Origin of the sequence: Pseudomonas sp. DWP2-2, from assembly GCF_049897065.1 — a bacterium.
GTDB lineage: Bacteria > Pseudomonadota > Gammaproteobacteria > Pseudomonadales > Pseudomonadaceae > Aquipseudomonas > Aquipseudomonas paracarnis.
The window spans coordinates 664,635-682,815 of record NZ_JAFCVN010000001.1 but is presented as its reverse complement, the minus strand read 5'-3'; the positions used below and the strand labels follow the sequence as shown (position 1 = coordinate 682,815).

Annotated in this window: 18 protein-coding genes, 1 tRNA gene and 1 pseudogene; 15 read left to right on the top strand and 5 right to left on the bottom strand. The window is 55.7% G+C overall.

All coding sequences use genetic code 11. The features are described 5' to 3' along the window. The first annotated feature begins 123 nt into the window (after positions 1-123). The 4 genes from ACP7CZ_RS02875 to ACP7CZ_RS02860 are packed head-to-tail and all read left to right on the top strand — an operon-like array spanning position 124 to position 5,698. Positions 124-2,955: a xanthine dehydrogenase family protein molybdopterin-binding subunit gene (locus tag ACP7CZ_RS02875; protein WP_294187564.1), complete on the top strand. Its 2,832-nt coding sequence runs from the start codon at positions 124-126 to the stop codon at positions 2,953-2,955. Next, the gene (locus tag ACP7CZ_RS02870) at positions 2,948-3,487 is read left to right on the top strand and encodes a (2Fe-2S)-binding protein (protein ID WP_236455126.1); all 540 of its coding nucleotides are present in this window, start codon (positions 2,948-2,950) and stop codon (positions 3,485-3,487) included. Before ACP7CZ_RS02875 ends, ACP7CZ_RS02870 begins: the two co-directional genes overlap by 8 nt. 2 nt (positions 3,488-3,489) lie before the next feature. Continuing rightward, on the top strand, positions 3,490-4,725 hold the full coding sequence (locus tag ACP7CZ_RS02865) for a c-type cytochrome (RefSeq protein WP_034128254.1): 1,236 nt from the start codon (positions 3,490-3,492) through the stop codon (positions 4,723-4,725). Position 4,726: 1 nt separating this feature from the next. Beyond that, entirely contained in the window at positions 4,727-5,698 is a 972-nt protein-coding gene (locus tag ACP7CZ_RS02860; protein WP_294187557.1) for an XdhC family protein, read from the top strand. A 73-nt stretch (positions 5,699-5,771) separates the two neighbouring features. Here ACP7CZ_RS02860 and ACP7CZ_RS02855 read toward each other — a convergent pair whose 3' ends face one another. Continuing rightward, positions 5,772-7,055 (bottom strand): NAD(P)/FAD-dependent oxidoreductase, encoded by a 1,284-nt coding sequence (locus ACP7CZ_RS02855; RefSeq protein WP_116666556.1) that lies wholly within the window; start codon positions 7,053-7,055, stop codon positions 5,772-5,774. Between the two features lie 184 nt (positions 7,056-7,239). Between ACP7CZ_RS02855 and ACP7CZ_RS02850 the strand changes: the two genes are divergently transcribed. The 3 genes from ACP7CZ_RS02850 (at position 7,240) to ACP7CZ_RS02840 (ending at position 9,110) form a co-directional block, all read left to right on the top strand. Further along, positions 7,240-7,316 (top strand) — tRNA-Val (locus ACP7CZ_RS02850). A 272-nt stretch (positions 7,317-7,588) separates the two neighbouring features. Then, positions 7,589-8,521, top strand: coding sequence for a hypothetical protein (locus ACP7CZ_RS02845; protein WP_294187553.1), 933 nt, complete (start codon positions 7,589-7,591; stop codon positions 8,519-8,521). Continuing rightward, a complete protein-coding gene (locus tag ACP7CZ_RS02840) occupies positions 8,493-9,110 on the top strand; it encodes a hypothetical protein (protein ID WP_294187552.1) in 618 nt (205 codons plus the stop codon). Before ACP7CZ_RS02845 ends, ACP7CZ_RS02840 begins: the two co-directional genes overlap by 29 nt. On the opposite strand, the gene ACP7CZ_RS02835 is transcribed toward ACP7CZ_RS02840, so the two are convergent. Together ACP7CZ_RS02835 and ACP7CZ_RS02830 are read right to left on the bottom strand one after the other, a co-directional pair. Next, positions 9,019-9,309: a tyrosine-type recombinase/integrase gene (locus ACP7CZ_RS02835; protein ID WP_365693010.1), complete on the bottom strand. Its 291-nt coding sequence runs from the start codon at positions 9,307-9,309 to the stop codon at positions 9,019-9,021. The two genes, ACP7CZ_RS02840 and ACP7CZ_RS02835, sit on opposite strands and share 92 nt — an antisense overlap. A 457-nt stretch (positions 9,310-9,766) precedes the next feature. Continuing rightward, entirely contained in the window at positions 9,767-9,997 is a 231-nt protein-coding gene (locus ACP7CZ_RS02830; RefSeq protein WP_294187547.1) for a hypothetical protein, read from the bottom strand. A 186-nt stretch (positions 9,998-10,183) separates the two neighbouring features. On the opposite strand from ACP7CZ_RS02830, the gene ACP7CZ_RS02825 reads away from it, so the two are divergent. The 5 genes from ACP7CZ_RS02825 to ACP7CZ_RS02805 all read left to right on the top strand — a co-directional run bounded on the left by ACP7CZ_RS02825 (position 10,184) and on the right by ACP7CZ_RS02805 (position 13,430). After that, a complete protein-coding gene (locus ACP7CZ_RS02825; RefSeq protein ID WP_294187545.1) occupies positions 10,184-10,690 on the top strand; it encodes an MltR family transcriptional regulator in 507 nt (168 codons plus the stop codon). A 414-nt stretch (positions 10,691-11,104) separates the two neighbouring features. Continuing rightward, the gene (locus ACP7CZ_RS02820) at positions 11,105-11,854 is read left to right on the top strand and encodes a DUF4145 domain-containing protein (protein WP_294187544.1); all 750 of its coding nucleotides are present in this window, start codon (positions 11,105-11,107) and stop codon (positions 11,852-11,854) included. A 135-nt stretch (positions 11,855-11,989) separates the two neighbouring features. Beyond that, a complete protein-coding gene (locus ACP7CZ_RS02815; RefSeq protein ID WP_294187542.1) occupies positions 11,990-12,274 on the top strand; it encodes a hypothetical protein in 285 nt (94 codons plus the stop codon). Beyond that, positions 12,271-12,726 carry a PIN domain-containing protein gene (locus tag ACP7CZ_RS02810; RefSeq protein ID WP_294187540.1) on the top strand — a complete coding sequence of 152 codons (456 nt, stop codon included), beginning with the start codon at positions 12,271-12,273 and terminating at the stop codon, positions 12,724-12,726. The genes ACP7CZ_RS02815 and ACP7CZ_RS02810 overlap by 4 nt, the downstream gene beginning before the upstream one ends. A 104-nt stretch (positions 12,727-12,830) precedes the next feature. Next, positions 12,831-13,430 (top strand): hypothetical protein, encoded by a 600-nt coding sequence (locus ACP7CZ_RS02805; protein ID WP_294187539.1) that lies wholly within the window; start codon positions 12,831-12,833, stop codon positions 13,428-13,430. 529 nt (positions 13,431-13,959) lie between these two features. On the opposite strand, the gene ACP7CZ_RS02800 is transcribed toward ACP7CZ_RS02805, so the two are convergent. After that, entirely contained in the window at positions 13,960-14,181 is a 222-nt protein-coding gene (locus ACP7CZ_RS02800; RefSeq protein ID WP_294187537.1) for a hypothetical protein, read from the bottom strand. A 136-nt stretch (positions 14,182-14,317) separates the two neighbouring features. Then, a pseudogene (locus ACP7CZ_RS02795) lies at positions 14,318-14,668 on the bottom strand (LuxR C-terminal-related transcriptional regulator); the annotation flags it as partial. Positions 14,669-15,850: 1,182 nt separating this feature from the next. Here ACP7CZ_RS02795 and ACP7CZ_RS02790 point away from each other — a divergent pair. From ACP7CZ_RS02790 to pcp, 3 genes are read left to right on the top strand one after another with little or no spacing between them, the layout of a single operon-like run. Continuing rightward, positions 15,851-16,567 (top strand): DUF969 domain-containing protein, encoded by a 717-nt coding sequence (locus tag ACP7CZ_RS02790; protein WP_014719143.1) that lies wholly within the window; start codon positions 15,851-15,853, stop codon positions 16,565-16,567. Next, entirely contained in the window at positions 16,564-17,514 is a 951-nt protein-coding gene (locus tag ACP7CZ_RS02785) for a DUF979 domain-containing protein (protein WP_294187533.1), read from the top strand. Before ACP7CZ_RS02790 ends, ACP7CZ_RS02785 begins: the two co-directional genes overlap by 4 nt. A gap of 7 nt (positions 17,515-17,521) precedes the next feature. Then, the gene (gene pcp, locus ACP7CZ_RS02780) at positions 17,522-18,151 is read left to right on the top strand and encodes a pyroglutamyl-peptidase I (protein ID WP_054898331.1); all 630 of its coding nucleotides are present in this window, start codon (positions 17,522-17,524) and stop codon (positions 18,149-18,151) included. Positions 18,152-18,181 lie beyond the last annotated feature (30 nt).

Below are 18,181 nucleotides of genomic sequence, written 5' to 3'. Positions count from 1 at the left end.
CCCTTCGGTCAACTTTGCACTGTCATCATGGCCTTTTGATTCGTCGAGAAAGGTTTCTGCAAGTCTCCAGATTCGGTGTACTTAACCATAAGGGCGGATTTATAACCGCTCAGAGGATGATCCATGTCCAACCGTGAAATAACCCGGCGCTCGTTCCTCCAGGGCGGGCTGGTGGCGGGTGTGAGTGTCACGCTCACGCCGCTCAGCACCCAGGCGCTGGCTGCCTTGATGGAAAACAGCGTGACCGTGCCGTCTGAAAAGTGGCTTGGCCATAACGGCAAGGCGCGCCAGCGTAACGATGCCTTGTCGAAAGTCTGCGGCAGCAAGGTGTTTGCCCGCGACATCCGTTCCAAGGACATGCCTGGCTGGCCCCAGCAGCAAGGTCACGCCATGTTGCTCAAAACCATCAAGGCCGACCACATCTACGCGGGCTACGACCTGTCGTGGCTTGGCGCCGAGCTGCAGCCGGACCGTATTGTCACCGCTGCCGACCTGGACAAGGACGGTATCGTCTTCCCGGAAGAACATGCGCCGGACCCGTTGCTACCCGAGGGCAAAGTGCCGATGTTCATCGGTCACCCGGTGGCGATCCTGATCTGGAACGACTTCGAGCGTTTCCGTCAGGCCAAGAACAAACTCAAGTTCAATGACAAGGCGATTCGTTACGGCGCCAAAGTGCCGTATTACGAAGGTGACCCCTACGGTAGCTTCCGCTACGTGCGCGTGGGTGGCCCGACCTCGGCCGATGAAGACGAATTCGCCAGCCTCAAGGATTCGATCCTGTTCCCGATGCTGAAAAACCGTCGCCCAGTGTGGAATTCCCAGCCGAACCTGCACGGCAACCTGACCGAGCGCGGGCTGTTCTACGCCGAGCGCATGAAGAGCCAGATCAACACGCCACCGGACAACTGGCTAGTGTTTGACGAGCGCTACAAAACCCCATCGATCGAACCGGCCGCCATGGAGCCGGACAACGGCAACGGTTGGTACGATCCAGCGACCAAAACCCTGCACTTTGTGGTGGCCACCCAGTGCCCATTGGAAGTTGCGACCGAGACCGCCAAGATGATCTCGCCGTCGCGCTTCGGCCTGGCTCATCTGAACATGCACCCGGGTTACACCGTGGGTTACGGTTCCAAAGACCACAACATTTTCGTCTACTACGCCGCCCTCGCTGCGTTGTATGGCGCTGGTGTGCCGGTGCGCCTGGCCAACGACCGTTACGAGCAATTCCAGAGCGGCATCAAGCGTCACCCATTCGATATCCGCTATCAGTTGGCGGTCGACAAGAACGACCACAGCTTCAAAATCTTCCTCGCCGACATGAGCGTCGACGGCGGTGGCCGGATCAACTACAGCCCATCGGTGGCTGCGGTCGGCGCCACGGCGGCGCAGTCGATCTACTACATGCCGCAGAACGACCTGCAAGTCACCGCGTACCATTCCCGTGGCGTTGAAGCCGGTTCGATGCGGGGCTACGGCACCCTGCAAAGCATGGCGGCGACCGAAATGATGGTCGACGAAATCGCCGGCCGCCTTGGTGTGGATGCCATCGAGCTGCGGCGCAAGAACGCATTGCGTTCGGGCATGAAGAACACCCAGGGCGCGATCCCTGCCGGTGCGTTGCGGCTGCACGAAATTCTCGACAAGGCCGCTGTGCACGACGTGTGGAAAAACCGTGACGCGATCAAGCAACAACGCGAAGCCGCAGACCCGGATAACTGGTATGGCGTCGGTTTTGCCATCTGCCAGAAAGACTTCGGCACCGGTTCCGAAGCGCCGATGGCCAGTGTTGAATTCAGCGCTGACGGTCGCATCAGCCTGCGCCACATCGGAATCGAAATCGGCACCGGCATGTCCACTTCGCAGTCGCTGGTGGTTGCCGACTTCCTCGGCAGCCCGGCCCACGAAGTGAAGACCGGCGAAACACAATGGCAGGAAATGCAACTGGTCACCGGCGGCAACCCTTACACCATGAGCCAGGCCGAGCAGGACAACCTGCTGCGTAACCCGCGTTGGGTGGGCAAGCGCGCTTCGGCGTCTTCGGCGACCAACTCGGCGTACTACTTCAGCCACGCCACCCGCGAAGCGGCGCGTGTGCTGTTCAACCACGGCCTGTGGCCAGCGGCGCTAGAGATCTGGCGCCAGGGCCCGTTCGGCGGCCAGGCCAACCCCTATGTGGTACGCCGCGAAGACGCACATTGGGTGGACGGCAAGCTCACCGCCAACGGCATGCAGCCATTGAGCTTTGAAGAACTGGCCAGGCGCGCTCATGAGCGAGGCCTGGTCACCGCTGCCACGGTCCACGGGTTCAACCGCTGGAGCTGGGCCGAGGCTGAGTACAGCATCGACGGCGTGCGCGAGCGCCTGCCGCTCGACGGTCTGGCGGTGAAATACGGCGATGGCGCACCGAAAGCCAAGCAGGCGCTGATGAGCACTGCCGGTTTCCACCTGCTCGATCGCCAGAACGTCAGCTATCCCGCCACCCAGTTGAATAACGCTGCGGTGACGTACTACAGCCCCGTCGCCACGTTGGTCGAGTTGAAGGTCAACAAGGGTTCGGCGCAGGTCGAAGTGCTCAATCACCATTCATGGGTCGAGTGCGGGCGTGTGCTGGTTGAAGAGTTGGTCAAAGGCCAGCTCGAGGGTGGAGTGGCCATGGGTATCGGTCACGCGTTGATGGAGGAAATGCCGTTGTACGAAGGCGGGCCGGGGGAGGGCGACTGGAACTTCAACCGCTACCGTCTGCCGATGGCGCGTCACGTTGCCGTATGGAAGCAGACCTCGGAGATTCTGCCGGCGCTGTCGCCAAGCGACCCGTCCAAAGGTATCGCTGAAGTGGTGATGATCCCGATTGTCGGGGCCATCGGTAATGCGGTGGCACACGCCATCGGTAAACGTGTTCGCGACCTGCCAATCACGGCTGCCCGCATCAAGGAGGCCCTCAATGGCTAACCGTCCGCTTCAACTGACCCTCAATGGTCAACCCGTCGGCCCGGTGGACATCCCTGATGACCTGCCGATGATCGACTACCTGCACGAATACAAAAACCTCACGGGCTCGCGGCTGGGCTGCGGCCAGGGCATTTGCCACGCCTGTGTGGTGATCGTCGACAACCCGGACGGCACCAGCGAAGAAGTGCGCACCTGCATCACCGGCGCGCATTACTTCGAAGGCAAGCAAGTGCGCACTATCGAAGGCCATGCCAAGCGCGATGAGTCGGGCCAGGTCACTGAGCTCAGTCCGATCCAGCAGCGCTTCGTGGATGAGTTCGCCTTTCAGTGCAGCTATTGCGCGCCGGGCTTCGTCAACGCGGCGACCGTGTTGGTGGAGAAACTGCAACGCCAGCCGACCGTGCACAGCAAGCTGGAACAAGTCATCGAGGACAGCCTCGGTCATCACGTCTGCCGTTGTACCGGGTACGTGCGTTATTACAACGCCACCCGCAACGTGCTGACCGATCTCGGCCTGGTCAAGGAGGGTTAAGCATGAAGCTTTTTCTGACCCGCCTGGCCTTGGCGGTCGGCCTTGCCGCGCCGGTATTGTTTGCCCACGCTGATGATCAAGCCAAGCGCGGCGAATACCTCGCCCGCGCCGCTGACTGCATGGCCTGCCACACTGCACCGGGCGGCGCGCCGTTTGCCGGCGGCCTGCCGATTGTCTCGCCGTTCGGCACCATCTACGGCACCAATATCACACCAAGCAAAGAACACGGCATCGGCTTGTACAGCGATGACGAGTTCTTCGCCGCGTTGACCGAAGGCAAGCGTCGCGACGGTGCGTACTTGTATCCGGCGATGCCCTACACCTCGTACCACCTGATGCCGCGTGAAGACTCGGACGCCATTCATGCGTACCTCAAAACCATCGAGCCGATCGAGCGCGCAGCGCCGGTCACGAGCCTGAGCTTTCCCTTCAACGTGCGCCTGGGCCTGATGGGCTGGAACGTGCTGTACGGCAAAGCGCTGAAACTGGAACCGGCCGAAGGCAAGAGCGAAGCCTGGAAGCGCGGCCAGTACATGGTCGAAGTGCTCGGCCACTGCGGCGAATGCCACACGCCACGTGGCCTGCCCGGTGCGATGGAGCTGGACAAGCGCCTGACCGGCGGCATCCTCAATGGCTATCTGGCGCCCAGCCTGCTCGCCACCGACCTGGCCGCGCGCGGCTGGAATGAGCAGGACCTGGCCACGTTCCTCAAGCATGGCATGAGCGCACAAGGGACGATGTTCAACGAGATGTTCCCGGTGTTCCACAACAGCACCCAGGGCCTGAGCGATACGGACCTGGCCGCGATGGCGACCTTCCTGCTCGGTGATAAACCGCCCGCAGCCAAGGCGCTGGTCGAAGTGCCGGTGGAACACCTTGGCCCGAGCGCTCAGCGCGGCCGCCAGGAATACCTGAACGTCTGTGCCGGTTGCCATGCCGCCGATGGTGAAGGCAAGCCGCACATCGCGGTGGCGATGCGCGGCAACACCACGCTGCGTCTGGAAGACCCGCGCAACCTGGTGCGGGTGATCGAGGACGGGATTGGCGAGCAGAAGTTCTCCGGGTTCGAGCACATGCAACCGATGCCGGGCTTCGCGGGAAAACTCAGCCCGGAACAACTCACCGATCTGATCAATTACCTGCGCCAAGGCTGGGGCGGGCAATCGGCGGAGCTGGCGGTGAGCGATGTGCAGAAGCTGCAGGCTGAGGCGCCGTCCATCGAGCACAAGGCGCACTGACATGCAGCATCTGGATCTGCAGGTGATACGACGGGCGCTGGCGTGGTCGGTGGCGGGGCAGCGCATTTGGCTCTGTACGGTGCTGGCCACCTACGGCTCGGCGCCGCGGGCGCCGGGTTCGCTGCTGGCGGTGAACGCCGCTGGGCAGTGGATTGGGTCGTTGTCGGGTGGTTGCGTCGAGGAAGACTTTCTCGAACGCGTCGCCGAAGGTGCGTTTTTCGCTGCGGTCAACGTGGTGCGCTACGGCGCAGGGGACGATCCGCGCTCGCGGGTCAGCCTGCCCTGCGGCGGCATTCTCGATGTATTGGTTGAGAAGTTCGAGCCTGACTGCGAGGTGCAGGCGCACCTGCGTGAAGTGGAGTCGGCGCTGCTCGGGCAGCGCCGCTTGATTCGCCAGGTCGACCTGGCCAGCGGGGCGCGCAGCCTGGTCGCTGATTGTGAGCAGGGCGTGCGCATCGAGCGTGACAGTGAGCGGGTGCGCATCCGCGTCGGTGCGGCTCAGCGTTTATTACTGGCCGGGTACTCCAGCGTGGCGCAGGCGTGTGCCGAGTTTGCAGTCGGCCTTGGGTTCGAAGTGATTCTCTGCGACCCACGTGATGAAGTGCTCGAAGGCGTGGTGCTCAATGGCGTGGAGATTCGTCGCCAGTTGCCGTCGGTGTTTATTGCCGACGGCGGCTGTCACCGTGATACGGCGGTGGTTGCGCTGACGCATGACCCGCGTATCGACGATCTGGCGATGATGGAAGCGGTGCGTACCGACGCGTTCTACATTGGCGTGATGGGGTCGTTGCAGACCTCGCAGAAACGCTTTGAGCGACTGCGCCGCGTCGGTGGGTTGGGGGAGCCTGAACTGGCGCGGATACACGCGCCCATCGGGCTTAACCTGGGCAGCAGGACGCCGTCGGAAATTGCGTTGGCGGTATTGGCGGATATCGTACGGATTCGTAGCGGGATTGCTCGCGACCAGCTCTGAAGCGCATCTTTGCTTGAAGGCTTGATGTAAATGTGGCGAGGGAGCAAGCTCCCTCGCCACAGGTTGCCTGTGTTTACATCCCGAATTTATCCCGCAACCCGTAGTACCAAGCTCCCAGCGCCGCAAACGGCGTGCGCAACATTTGCCCACCCGGGAACGGGTAATGCGGCAAGCCCGCAAACGCATCAAAACGCTCAGCCTGACCTCGCAAGGCCTCCGCCAGTACTTTGCCTGCCAAGTGCGTGTACGTCACGCCATGACCGCTACAGCCCTGGGAGTAATAGATGTTGTCACCCAGGCGGCCGACCTGCGGCAAACGCGACAGGGTGAGGAGGAAATTGCCGGTCCAGGCGTAGTCGATCTTCACGTTCTTCAGTTGCGGAAAGGCCTTGAGCATTTTCGGTCGGATGATCGCTTCGATATTCGCCGGGTCCCGCGCGCCATAGACCACGCCGCCGCCGAAGATCAGGCGCTTGTCGCTGGTGAGGCGGTAGTAGTCGAGCAGGTAGTTGCAGTCCTCGACACAGTAATCCTGTGGCAATAAAGTCTTGGCTACTTCATCGCCCAGTGGCGCCGTGGTGATCACTTGGGTGCCGCACGGCATCGACTTGGCCGCTAGCTCCGGCACCAGATTGCCCAGGTAAGCGTTCCCCGCGACGATAATGAATTTGGCCCTGACCCTGCCTTCGGCGGTGTGTACCACCGGATTGGCACCGCGCTCAATGCGCACCGCTGCCGATTGCTCATAGATCGTGCCGCCCAGGGATTCCACAGCCGCGGCTTCACCGAGCGCCAGGTTGAGCGGGTGGATATGGCCACCGCTCATGTCCAGCAAACCCCCCACATAGTTGTCACAGGCCACCACCTCGCGGATGCGGCGCTCGTCCAGCAACTCCAGTTGCGTATGGCCGTAGCGCTCCCACAGACGCTTTTGCGACTCCAGGTGGCCCATGTGCTTGCTGTTGAGGGCGGCGAACACGCCACCGTCCTTCAAGTCGCACTGGATCTGATACTTGGCCACGCGCTCACGGATGATCCTGCCGCCTTCAAACGCCATCTGCCCCAACAACTGCGCCTGCTGGGGCCCGACGCTGCGCTCGATCACGTCGATATCGCGGCTGTAACTATTGACGATCTGCCCACCGTTGCGACCCGAGGCACCAAACCCCACCTTGGCGGCTTCCAGCACCGTGACGCGAAAGCCGTTCTCCAGCAGAAACAGCGCACTGGAAAGCCCGGTATAGCCGGCCCCGATCACGCACACATCGGTCTCGACTTCACCTTGCAACACAGGACGGGGCGGAACTGCATTCGCAGAAGCGGCGTAATACGACTGGGGGTAGGGGGTGTTCGCCATCCTGGAACCTCTGTTTTATATTTTTTACGAGTGCGCCGATCCTACCTGAGTTGAAAATTGCCTGCCAGCCACCCGAAAATCACGGGTGTACCCGGCGCAAATAAAAAATTCGCATATTCATAGGGTTAGCTGCAAAAAAGATGTTGACACCCCTTCGGAATTCCGTAGAATGCCGCCTCACAGCAGGCACGTAGCTCAGTTGGTTAGAGCACCACCTTGACATGGTGGGGGTCGTTGGTTCGAGTCCAATCGCGCCTACCAAACAAAATCCGCTCTGCTGGGCGGTCTAGAGGGGTCATCGGAAACGGTGACCCCTTTTTGCTTTCTGCGATTTGCAAAACTTTTGCAAAACCCCCAACTGACTTATGCTCTATAACTGATCTGCTGTAAGTACATCCAGTTCTGATCTCTCACCAGGATGAGTATGATGGCGCTTTGGTATGTGGTCTCAACGCGTGCTCAAACATCATTGCAATCGCTGGAACCATCTGGCGTTTGCTAAGCACATCAGTGTCATAGGGAAGTGAATTTAGATGTACATATCAAAAAATTTTGGTTTTTCTTTTTCGACCGCGAAAAGTGACATACCGCTCTGTGACTTCCTGAATTCTCTGATTGGCAAGAATATAGAGTTCTCCCTAAAATCTGGGAATGTTCGCCGTATTATAGTTGATCAAAGTGATAATTTCTTTTGTGGTGTCGTTATTACTCTTAAGGATCAAAGAAGCTATGCTTCGCTGGTGAACGATCAAGGTCAGGTAAAAGTTAAGATCTCTGATCTGGCAGATCTTGAGAAAATCGCAGAGTTTAATTTCTGGGTTATAAATAAGCTTAATGGATTTGGCATGTATCAGTATCATTATGGTGCTTGCACGCTTTCAAACTTTGCCTCAATGGTAACATCTCAATATCGAAGGGATCTTGAGGCTAAAAGAAAGGTTGAACTTGCGAAGTTGCCAGATAAGGCTCCTGCGAAGCAAGAGAAAGCAGTCAATAGTCGCTTTTTCCATGGCTTGGCTTTTGAGATGTTAGTGCAGGCTAGGGATATTGAAGAGGTTTTGGCCAAATACAAAGAAATCCGGTCTTTCAAGTATGAGGTCGCATCAGTTGAAGCGCTCGCCAATGACGATTTTCCACTTCTTGGTATGGTATCCAAGGTTCGACATCATGTAAGTTTTGACAGCACTGTAGATTCTCATTTGATTATCAAAGGGATTCAGGACATGATGTCGTCGGTTAAGGATAGGAGCGGTAGAGTCGAGGTCCTTGATGATGAAGATGAACCTTTTTCCGTTAAGCTTATGGACGTTCCCGTTAATTTCGGCGAGATGCCATATGACATTTTCATGAAAGGGCTAGCCACGTTTGACTCGACTGACGCGAGCAAATGTGATCTGATTAAAGTGCTTATGGATAAGTGCGAAAAGGAGTACGCTCATGTATTCACAAAAGAAGTTGCGAATTAATCTAAATGAGCGGTGGGTAATACCTACCGCGATTGTTATTACAATGGTTTTGTACGCGGCTGTTATCCTGCTAGCTACGAGCCCCTCAAGTTTGGCTGACTTTATTTTGCTTCCGCCCGGAACCACTCGAAGGATATATGAGTTCTATGCTGGCAATTTGCGAGGAAGTTTTTTTACCGGCTTTCTTGCGCTAGGTGGTTTCTTAATGTCGGCCAAGACCTTCATTATTGTAAATATGAAAAAGGAAGTTTATGACTCTGCGGCGTATGAGAAGAAATGGCTCGATGGCCTTATGCTGAACGGTGCTGCAAAATATGACACGTTGTTTTATCCTCTTCGTAGATTAAGTAATATTATTTTTTATACAATTGCTTTTTGTTTTATTGCGTCTGTAGCGCAGCTTACTGTGGGGCTATTTAAAAATATTCCTGCAGTGATGATATGCTTCTTTCTTGTCGTTGTTGCGGTTTGTTTCTTGATGTTGTCACTGTTTTTGATTAAGAAAAATCTTGGGACGATGTTCGATCATCTTGATGAAAAAAGTCGTCAAAAAATGGAGGCTGACCGTAATGGAACCCCCCTGCAATAGGGGGGGCTACAGAGCCAATTCGGCGCTTACTACGACGTACTCTATTTTCTTCATGCCCCTCCTGATAGTGCTTCGTCATTTTCTCATCCGAATGTCCCATGAGCGCCTGGATATATTCCTGCGGGAATTTCTGCTGCTCGTACAGCCATGCACCCAATACGCGGATCTCGTGAAAAGTGGGGCGCTCTCCGGCCGGCACGTGGTCATAGGCGTGCGCTGCGTCCCTGGCCTTGCTGAACTCCTTGGTCAGGTGGTCCGGCGTTACCGATGTCCAGTGATCCTTGGCGTCTATCTGCTCCCGCCTGCGGGCTTTGGGCTTGTAGTGGATCAGGTAGGGCGAGGCGAGCGCAGGCACTCTCCGACCACGTCCCGCAGCGCCGCCCCCATGGTGATCTTTAGGTGTACGGGGTTATCGTAGCCTTGGGTTTTGCCAGGCTAGACGGTGAGTTTGTTCTTTTCCATGGCGTAACCTCCCGGCGCGGCCATTGAACATAGGGGCCGTCATCCGTATCGAAGATCCCCATCAGGAACCACCCAGGCCCTGGCGACTCTGGATTCTAGGCGGTGTACGCAGCATCCTAGTCAGGTAGATTCTCGATCTCGTCGCCAGAGTGCCAGCCTTTCAGCTCCAGCCCCTGTTCCTTGACCCAGGCAATTTAGGGCGCCGGGTCTTCGTCCCCGCCAAAGCTCGGAATGTTAGGGTGATACCACCAGCCGTCCGCATCGCGCTCTACTTTGACCGCACCGAATGGCTTGCTGCCGCTGTGCGCCACGCAGGGAGTGATGTAAACCACGTCGGAGTAGCAACCGCCGCCAGAGCTGAACTCCGTGCTGCATCCGCACTTGGCTGGCTCGCTGTTGACGAACGTAATCTTTTGTTCAAGCATGACTTCGTCCTTGCCGCTATTTTGGGCGATCTACAGGGATTGGAAATATCGGGTAAGATTTTAAGTGGTTGAATTGTGAGGTTGTCTGATTTGCTGCATCATCGATTCAGCCTTGGCTGAGGCAGTACCTCACGTAATTTCCCTAATTTTATTTACCTGAAATGCTTGTTGTAATGGGAGCGTAGCTTGAAGCCAGAAACTGCAACTTTAATGAATGAGTCTGATAGAGGTTGCGTTATCGTTGCGGCAGTTATTCTCGAGAAACGCTTGGTTGATGATTTAACTAGCATATTCAAACTAAATGAATTATCGAACAGATATATCGCCCATATGTTTGATGGTAACGGAGCACTTGGGAATTTTTCATCAAAAGTCTTGTTGGCGCGAGGAATTGGACTGATTTCTGAAGACGTTTTTCATGATTTGATGGTTGTCAGAAAAATGCGCAATGAGTTTGCGCACTCTCTTAATGATATTTCGTTTTTAGATCCCGCAGTTAAAGGGCGAATTGATTCAATGTTTTTTGCTCGTCAAGCCAAAGAAATTATGAGGGGGATTCCAGCCTTCAATCTCTCTGATAATATGGAAGGGGAAGCCGTGTTTAGCTATAAGTCAATATTTTGTGTTGCGGTAAAGAATATGGAGGTCTATTTGCTGGAGAGTCGCGCTCTAAGAGCAGGATTAAAAATTTAGCTACCTTAGCTTGCGGTGATTACGATTTGCGTGCATATCTGTTGTTTTCTGTGGTTATGGGGAGTCCTTGCCGGGCCATACTCGGGCGGTGGAGTAGGGCTTGAAGCCGGATGTATTGGTAAAGGAACAACGTCTCTCCCATAATCTGGAGACTTAACTCAATGAAACGCTTAATTCGCGCGCTTCAATTAACTACGGCGTTGGTGCGCCTATTCGTTGATTTCGTTCGCATGATCGATGCGCTCATCCGTTTGTTGCGGGAGACCGAACCTATGTTGACCGCGGTCTGGCGCAGGTGGCTGGGCATGAGTTGGGGCCCAAGCTGATTGCTGGGAAAGACCTATAGGTTTTTATGGGCACGGGGATGCCTGGCGTTTATCATCAGGCTTTTCGGCGCGTTCGCTGGAGGTGGAAATGGATAAGGAATTACTTCAAGGTGCCTTCAAGCGCGGTGAGATTCCCGAATATAAGTGCCCGCACTGCCATAAAGGCGTGCTTCGAGAGGAGGGTGAGCTCAGGGCTGTTGAGACTGAAGCGTCCAAAGCCAGGCACCGGGAAGACTGGTGGGATCCCGAAATGATAGAAGGGGTATTCAGTTTGACCCTACAGTGCTCAAAGTGCCGTGAGATGGTGCTCGCTATTGGTAGTACCTTTGTGAATCAAAGTGTCGACTTGGACGATGAGGGCGAGCTTTCGATGGAGTACTTTGAATTCCTAAAGCCCGCTTACTTTCAACCTTCACTCAGATTAATTGATTACCCTGCCAAGACGCCTAAGGAAGTTACCGCTTCGTTAAATGTGGCAAGCAGTCTTTACTTCTCCAGCCCCCCTTCATGCTGCAATCAAGTCCGAATAGCCGCAGAAAGCATTTTGACTTATCTGGGGGTTCCAGCGAAAGACGGCGAGTCATTCATCCCTTTTGGCAAGCGAGTTCAGCATTTGCCGGATGACCAAAAATCTGTGAAGGCTCTCTTTAGCGCGATCCGCTGGTTAGGCAATCATGGTAGCCATCCAAGTGGTGAGATACAGCCTGGAACTGCGCTTCACGCGCTGGAGATGACCGAATTTCTTTTGGAAGAAATATTCGGGGAGCGCAGAGCAGCCCTTGAGAAGCTTGCAGATGCCATCAATGAGAGCAAGGGGCCCGTCGGCAGGGTGCACTAACGGCTTTATATCTAAGCGCGCGCCTGCCTCGCCGTCTGGCGTGATTCGTTTATATGGGGTATAGGTATGGTTTTTTTGATCTGAGTACATAATTCGCTTAGGCTTTAGCGACTAAATTGCGCAAGGAGTTTCAAAATGTCACTTTCGATTCGCGAAGCATCCCGATCAGCAGTCGGTGCGGTAACTGAGCTCTTCGACGAACAGTCAATCTCCAATGTCATGTTTGAAGAGGTTGATAAGGACACCGCCGGTAACTGGTTGATAACCGTAGGTTTCGATAGGAAGCTTGAAAAGTCATCAGTGGGTTTGGGTGGGATGCTGGGTGAGGCTTTCAGAATCGAGCGAAAGTATAAAGTTGTAAAGGTTGATGGCAGCGGCGAGGTGTTGTCGGTAAAAGACCGGCTGCTCGCCACCAAATGAAGCGGCGTGTTCTGATTGACACTAATCTTTTAATGCTACTTGTTGTGGGTTATTACGATAAAGATTTCGTTTTCGAACACAAAAGAACTAATAAATTCACGCCCGATGATTTTGATGTGCTCGAAATATTGATCGAAGGCGCAGATATCGTGTTAACACCTAACGTGTTGACGGAAGCTAGTAATCTTCTATGGCAATGTTCGGAGCCGCATAAATCTTTGATTAGATCAAAACTCGCTCAAATTGCGCATATTTGCGATGAGCAGTTTATTGCTAGCAGTGATGTGATTTCCTGCCCTGAATTCATGGGCCTAGGCTTAACTGATGCCGGTATTCTTGAGCTCAAGAAGGTGTCAGGTCTAATTCTGACCCAAGATTTAGACCTGCATTTGGCAGCATTGGCCAGGGGGCTTGAAACCGAAAACTTTACTCACTATAGAAATCTTATTTAGCTCTTAGCTAAGGAAGGCCGACCTGCTGCAGATCGGCCGTTCTTGTTACTTCGGATCGAACGCAAAAGAGATGCCTGATCTTACTCAGCACTTAAGGATAATTTATGAATGACATGTTTGGTGAGTTTGCAAAAGACAATATTTCGATTGTCAAAAAGAATGGGCAAAAATTTGAGGGTTTAAAAGCCAGCGTTCAAAAGGGGAAAGTATACCTTTGGAACTCTTCCATCTTTGTAGAACCCAACGATCTTATTCTTCGACATATGTCGAACGGTGGCGCTGAAACCTTCGAAGTGGTTGAGCCTGGTTTTTTTGAAGCTGTTATGGATTTCGAAGCCCACTATCAAATGACGGTTCGGCGCTTAGGCGAGGCTGAAGCGAGCAAGGCGGTCCAAAACGTGACTTATATCTTTCATGGTGATAACGCACGCGTGAACAATCATAGCGTTGATCACTCAGTCAATTCTGTTGCTCATAATAATAAATTTTCAAGTGTGGTTAGCGAGCTTAGATCGGAAATTGAAAAGCTGGATATTTCTGCCGCGGATAGACAAGAAGCTTTTGAAGTTCTAGGTGAACTCGAAACGCAACTTAAACTACCCGCACCAAAAAAAACAATTATCAAAGGACTTATTGCAGCGCTCCCTTCTTTCGACTCGATTGCTTCAATTGGAGCATCCATTGTCGCAATGATCGGATCTTAAGGATGGAGCAGCGCTAGGAGCGATTGACGCTAGCCCATGTCTGTCGTCGCCGCTGGCGCACCTGGTTGCTGGCGTGCTCCATGGGCTGTCGGCGAACTTGAAGCCGTTCTCCTGCGCGATCAGCGTCACGCGCTTGATGTGCATACCCAGGGTCTTCGCTGCCACGCTGGCCACGACGCCCTTAGCTGCTTCGGCGCGTACGGATGGTGCGAGCTTGCCGCGTTCTTTCCGCAGGCGTTCGTGATGTGCCGTGGTGCCATTGTAGGGACCGTCAACACCAACGCCGTTGGGATGACCTGGGTTGTCTTGCCTGAACCGAAGAAGGCGTTCAACTGCTGGTTCAGTTCGTCGATGATTGAGCACCCTGGATCCGGCATTGGCTCGCCGATCATGGCTGTGCACCGTAGTAGGCGAACAGCACAAGCAGCGCCGAGAAGCCGGCCGTCCAGCGCACCATTCGCCAACCGAGGCGCTTCGACGTGGCCTTGGCTGCATTGAAGAAGTCAGCGTTGCGCTCGAGCTGGTCGGCTTACTGACAGGCGCCGTCGTGGCCGGTACGTGCACCGCGGGAAACGCCTGTGGAGCGCTCCACCACATCGAACAGGTTCTTGCCGAGCGGCACCACGTTGAAGCGCGGCGCCCTCACAGGTTCTTCGCGACCGATCTTCATGTACATCTCCGAAGTGGAAAGCGAAACACGTTCCCGCAGGGTCTGCAGAAAGGCTTGGTTTTGTTGGATGGCTGGGTTCATGCCGACTCCTTGGTTGTGGTTGCGTTTATTCGTCAGCACCCTGACCGCCTGGTATGTGCCGGTGGGCCCAGGGGAGGGGGCTGACGGGTAAAGGCAAGTCGTAAAAAAGCCCAGTCGAAACCGGGCTTTCGTCCTGTTACAAACGCCTCCGTACGTGACAAGCCGGCAGAGCCTTCTGGGGCCGTGCAGGTACTCGGCGGTCACGACGCATGGAGTCGTCACCGATCATTGCGTGCATCGAGATCAGGCTGGACAGCACAAAGCGCATCGGCGAAATGATCTGGCGGCGCATGGTCTCAGCTACCGCTGCTGTCTGGTGGGTCACGCCAAGCTTGAGCATGGCGCAGGAAAGACGCTTGGCCACGGTGCAGGCCGCCACGTCGAACTGGCGGGCTATCTCTTTTGCTGTCTTGCCCTGGGCGGTGCCCAGCAGGTACTGAACTTCCTTTGGCGCATGGCCGCGTCCGAGATGACCCTTCCATGCACCGCTGTTCGTTCTGGCTGGAGATCATCTTCAGGCTCATGATCTGTTTGCCTCTTTCCGAGTAGTCGACATTTAAGCGGCTGAGCTCAGCCTCCACACTACGAGGCTTTTCTTCTGCATCCGCCTTGCCTGTCATCAGCAGGTCATTCATCTGCACCAGCCCGGCGATATTCGCGCGCTCGACGCGGCATGCGCTCTGTCTCCACCAGTTCATCTACGAGGATGGAGCATTGGTGCTGGTACATCTCTAGCGGAGTGGGGCAGCCGTGCCAATCATCGGTGTCCGTGTCAACGTGCATAGCGTGAATCTTAAATTCTATATGTGCGTACAGTGATCGAGGCGTTGCAGGTTTGGGGGGGGTGTTCGTCGGCAGGACGCCGGGAGGGGAATCAATGCAGGAATATAAATATCTAACTTATTGATTATTATAGGGATATAAGCTTTTTTGGTCTGGCCTAAATAGGCATTATTATTTCTATATATATCAAAAATCTTACGAGCGTTCCGGGGTCACCTTGTCATTGTGGGGGTCGTTGGTTCGAGTCCAATCGCGCCTACCAAACAAAATCCGCTCTGCTGGGCGGTCTAGAAGGGCTCACCGAAAGGTGGGCCCTTTTTTGTTGTCTGAAATTTGGGCAAAGGAAAGCCAAGACGCCGAGCGGCGTCCTTTCAGGGCTTGAATGTTCGATCAGGCGAACAGAGTCGCCACCGCCAGCAGGCAAATTACCTGGGCGAACAGCTGGCAGCGTATTTCGCCAAGCGTGGTCGCCATATTACTCATTTGTCCGGCATACATAGCGGGAACCCCTCATTGTCGGCACGACGCCGTGAATGAACTCCAAGTACACACAGCTGCACCGTGGAGTATAGGCGCTGATCAGGAATTTTCCCTGCCGACGCCATAGCGAGTTCATCCTCGCGATTTTTCCAAAAAAACTGCGCTGAATCTCTGCATGGCACCGTACCGCCCGAAGCCATCCCCCCACAAAAATTATTGGTTTGCAGCAACAATTTTTCTTGTTGGACACCCCCGGCCCCAGGCAGCAAAGTTGCGCCACTGACGCTCGACCTTCCAGGTCAACAATAAAAAACCGAGCCGACTGCACGCCACTTTCACGCTGTGAGCCCTTTGCCCACATCCTGCTGTAATGGCGCCGCAGCGCGCACTAAAGGACCTCCCCGCCATGCAAACTGTTGTGAACTTATGGCCGTTGATCGGCGTACTTGTCATCGTGGTCGGCTTTGTATTGCGCTTCAATCCGCTGTTGGTGGTCACCGCGGCCGCCATCGCCACCGGGCTTGCCGCCCAGTTCCCGCTGGAAAAAATTCTCGCCACCATGGGCGATGGCTTCCTTCAGACCCGTGCGCTGCAACTGATTCTGTTATTGCCGCTGGCGGTGATTGGCCTGCTGGAGCGCCATGGCCTGCGCCTGCATGCGCAGAACTGGATTGCACGCTTCGAACGCGCCACGGTCGGGCGTTTGTTGATCATCTATCTGTTTGTGCGTGAGTCCACGGCGGCCATGGGGTTGACCAGCCTGGGTGGGCACCCGCAGATGGTGCGGCCGCTGCTGGCGCCGATGGCCGAGGGCGCTGCAGAAAAACGTTATGGCAAGCTGCCTGACAAGCTGCGCCACAAGGTACTGGCCATGTGCGCTGCCACCGACAACGTCGGGTTGTTCTTTGGTGAGGACATCTTCGTGGCCTTTGGTGCGATTGCGTTGATGCACACCTTCCTGCTTGGCTCGGGGATTGATGTGGAGCCGCTGCACATTGCGGTGTGGGGCATCCCGACGGCGATCTGCGCCTTCATCATTCACGCTATCCGGTTGCATCGTTTTGACCGGCGCTTGACCCGCGAAATGAGCTCGGCCACCGCTCCGGTGGAGGCTGCTCAATGATTATTTCCATTCAATACCTGTACTGGCTGGCGGGCGTGCTGTTGCTGATCACCGCCGGCATGACCCTGCTCGACCGTTCCCACCCCAAGCGCTGGTCCAGTGCGCTGTTCTGGTTGTTGTTCGCCGTACCGTTCCTTATAGGCGAGCGCCTGCCTTCGGTGGTCATCGGAGTGGGTGTGGTGATGATGGCATTGATTGCGGGCTTGGGCGGCGTTGGTCGTGGCCGCCATGCCGAATTGCACGACAAGGCGTCCCGCGCCAGTGCCGGGCGCCTGGGCCACAAATTGTTCATTCCGGCGTTGGCGATTCCGCTAACCACGGTGATTGGCTCAGTGTTGCTCAAACACATCGAAATCGGTGGTGTACCGCTGCTGGACCCGAAGAACACCACCTTTGTCTCCCTCGGCATCGGTTGCCTGATCGCCCTTGGCCTGGCCTGCTGGCTGACCCGGGATACGCCGGTACAAGCGTTACGCGAATCCCGTCGCCTGACCGAAGCCCTGGGCTGGGCCATGGTGCTTCCGCAAATGCTGGCGATGCTCGGGCTGTTGTTCAATGAGGCCGGGGTGGGCACGGCGGTCGCTCATGTCACCACCACCTACATCAACCTGGACTACAAGTTGGTGGCGGTGATGGTCTATGTGTTGGGCATGGCCTTGTTTACCGTGATCATGGGCAATGGTTTTGCGGCCTTTCCGGTGATGACCGGTGGCGTCGGCGTGCCGGTGCTGGTGGGGATTTACGGCGGCAATCCGGCGGTGATGGCGGCGATTGGTATGTTCTCTGGCTATTGCGGTACGTTGATGACGCCGATGGCGGCCAACTTCAATATCGTACCGGCGGCGCTACTGGAGCTGCCGGATAAAAATGCGGTGATCAAAGCCCAACTACCCACGGCGCTGATGATGCTGGTGGTCAATATCGTGCTGCTCTATCTGTTGATGTGAGGCCACTGTGCAAAACGTATTGCTGACGGGCTTCGAGCCCTTTGATAAGGCGGCGGTAAACCCTTCTTGGGAGGCCGTGCGCCAGTTGGACGGTGTGCAGTTGTGCGAGGGGGTGCAAATGGTTTCGCGTTGCTTGCCCTGCGCATTTGCCACCGCTGCCGAAACCTTGCTGCAGTTGATCAACGAACTGCGGCCGGCAATGGTCATCGCCACGGGCCTGGGGCCTGGGCGCAGTGATATTTCCGTCGAGCGCGTTGCGATCAACGTTAACGATGCGCGTATTCCCGACAATCTGGGGGCGCAGCCGATTGATATTGCGGTAGTGGATGGCGGCCCGGCGGCGTACTTCTCGACGTTGCCGATCAAGGGCATGGTCAAGGCGGTGCGTGAGGCGGGCATTGCGGCCTCGGTATCGCAGACGGCGGGGACGTTTGTGTGTAATCAGGTGTTTTATCGTTTACAGCATGCCTTGGTGGGGACTGGGGTGCGCAGTGGGTTTATTCACGTACCTGGTTTGCCTGACGCGGGCGAGCATTCGATGTCGCTATCGACAATAGTCGAGGGGTTGCGTGTGGCGGCATTGGCAGCCTGGCAAACCCAGGTAGATATCGCCTTGAGTGGTGGTCAGGTGAGCTGACGGCAGGCGCTGTTGTTTGTGTACGCTGTG

Coding starts and splice junctions, on each gene's coding strand:
- ACP7CZ_RS02810 (WP_294187540.1), top strand. CDS start 12,271: ATGAAGCGGCGTGTTCTGATTGACACTAATCTTTTAATGCTACTTGTT.
- ACP7CZ_RS02830 (WP_294187547.1), bottom strand. CDS start 9,997: ATGCTTGAACAAAAGATTACGTTCGTCAACAGCGAGCCAGCCAAGTGC.
- ACP7CZ_RS02790 (WP_014719143.1), top strand. CDS start 15,851: ATGCAAACTGTTGTGAACTTATGGCCGTTGATCGGCGTACTTGTCATC.
- ACP7CZ_RS02785 (WP_294187533.1), top strand. CDS start 16,564: ATGATTATTTCCATTCAATACCTGTACTGGCTGGCGGGCGTGCTGTTG.
- ACP7CZ_RS02860 (WP_294187557.1), top strand. CDS start 4,727: ATGCAGCATCTGGATCTGCAGGTGATACGACGGGCGCTGGCGTGGTCG.
- ACP7CZ_RS02820 (WP_294187544.1), top strand. CDS start 11,105: ATGGATAAGGAATTACTTCAAGGTGCCTTCAAGCGCGGTGAGATTCCC.
- ACP7CZ_RS02875 (WP_294187564.1), top strand. CDS start 124: ATGTCCAACCGTGAAATAACCCGGCGCTCGTTCCTCCAGGGCGGGCTG.
- ACP7CZ_RS02865 (WP_034128254.1), top strand. CDS start 3,490: ATGAAGCTTTTTCTGACCCGCCTGGCCTTGGCGGTCGGCCTTGCCGCG.
- ACP7CZ_RS02800 (WP_294187537.1), bottom strand. CDS start 14,181: ATGAACCCAGCCATCCAACAAAACCAAGCCTTTCTGCAGACCCTGCGG.
- ACP7CZ_RS02845 (WP_294187553.1), top strand. CDS start 7,589: ATGTACATATCAAAAAATTTTGGTTTTTCTTTTTCGACCGCGAAAAGT.
- ACP7CZ_RS02855 (WP_116666556.1), bottom strand. CDS start 7,055: ATGGCGAACACCCCCTACCCCCAGTCGTATTACGCCGCTTCTGCGAAT.
- ACP7CZ_RS02805 (WP_294187539.1), top strand. CDS start 12,831: ATGAATGACATGTTTGGTGAGTTTGCAAAAGACAATATTTCGATTGTC.
- ACP7CZ_RS02870 (WP_236455126.1), top strand. CDS start 2,948: ATGGCTAACCGTCCGCTTCAACTGACCCTCAATGGTCAACCCGTCGGC.
- ACP7CZ_RS02840 (WP_294187552.1), top strand. CDS start 8,493: ATGTATTCACAAAAGAAGTTGCGAATTAATCTAAATGAGCGGTGGGTA.
- ACP7CZ_RS02815 (WP_294187542.1), top strand. CDS start 11,990: ATGTCACTTTCGATTCGCGAAGCATCCCGATCAGCAGTCGGTGCGGTA.